Annotated in this window: 2 protein-coding genes and 1 pseudogene; all 3 read right to left on the reverse strand. The window is 63.8% G+C overall.

Features of this window, described 5'->3' with window-relative positions:
- The coding region (locus tag G6N77_RS19520) for an ATP-binding protein (protein WP_240902450.1) at positions 1–293 on the reverse strand (293 nt) is incomplete at its 3' end.
- A 5-nt stretch (positions 294–298) separates the two neighbouring features.
- Positions 299–838, reverse strand: coding sequence for a Mu transposase domain-containing protein (locus tag G6N77_RS19525; RefSeq protein ID WP_165183834.1), 540 nt, complete (start codon positions 836–838; stop codon positions 299–301).
- Positions 771–1130, reverse strand: a pseudogene (locus G6N77_RS19530) (hypothetical protein); the annotation flags it as partial. The gene G6N77_RS19525 and the pseudogene G6N77_RS19530, both read right to left, overlap by 68 nt.

Consider the following 1130-nt stretch of genomic DNA (forward strand, 5'->3'; position numbering starts at 1 on the left):
GTCTTCCAGTCGTGGGCGGCGTAGCGTTTCATCCTGTTGGGGTTGATGCCGCGGCCCTCGCGGTAGTCAATTTCCGCGATGGAGGCGGTCGGGATCGGGAACCCTGCCTGGCGGATCAGCTTCTCGATCCGGTTCGCCCGGCGCATATCCAGGGCGTCGTCAACGGCGGTGAGGAAGAGCTGCTCCGGGGTGAGCTCGTCGTTGCTCTCATCGTTGATGAGCTCTTCAAAACGGGTGGCCACGTGCGTGATGCGCAGGGCCCGGAACTTCTCGTGATCAATACTGGTAAACATGGTCGTCACCGCCCTTCCCGGTAGTAATCGGCACCGCGGACGTAGACGTCCGGCAGCTCGGCGGTCGCGGCGTTGCCGCCCCGCAGGTTCGAGGCAGCCGGCTTGACCGGGGCAGGTTTCTGCCTGTCGCTGTCTATGCCGGCCATCAACCGCTTCAACGTCGAGTAGGACGGGTAGCCGCGCATGTTCACCAGGTCCTGGCAGGCCGCTTCGAGTTTCTGCTTGTTCTTCTTTCCCAGGGTCTCGAGGATGTTTTGGCAGTCCAGATAGCCCTGAGCCTCGATCACGCGCCGGTCCAGGACCTGCTCGATGACCAGGACGGTGGCGGGGCCGAACGTGCGGGCCCGGTCGATGAACCAGTCCCGGGACCAGAGCCCGGAAACACTGCGGTGCTGGTGCGGCACATGGGATAGATCCGTTGAATACTGCCCCTTCCGGCCCATCTTCCGCGGGTGCTCGGCCACGACCTGCTGCCCGTCAAAGACCGTCACCCTTGTGCCTGTCAGGCGCACGCGCAGCAACCGCCCCGCCAGGGAGTAGGGCACGGAATAGTGCTGGTAATCGGCCGTGGTGGTAGTTCCGTCCGACCTTGAGCTCCTTCCATTCCACCTGCTCAAAGACGGCGTCGGGCAGCGGGGAGAGCGCCGGGGCTTCCTCTTCGGTGAACCGTTCGAACCGGGTCGTGCCGTCAGCGCGGCGAATCTCGTGGTTGATCTCCCAAACCCGCTCGGCGATGGCGTCGTTCAATTCGGCCAGCGTCATCCAGAGATCCTCGGCCAGGTACCCGATGACACGCTTGTTCACGGTGTTCACCGCAGATTCCACGGCGGCTTTGTC

The organism is Arthrobacter silviterrae (genome assembly GCF_011045165.1).
In the GTDB taxonomy this organism is placed as follows: Bacteria; Actinomycetota; Actinomycetes; order Actinomycetales; family Micrococcaceae; genus Specibacter; species Specibacter silviterrae.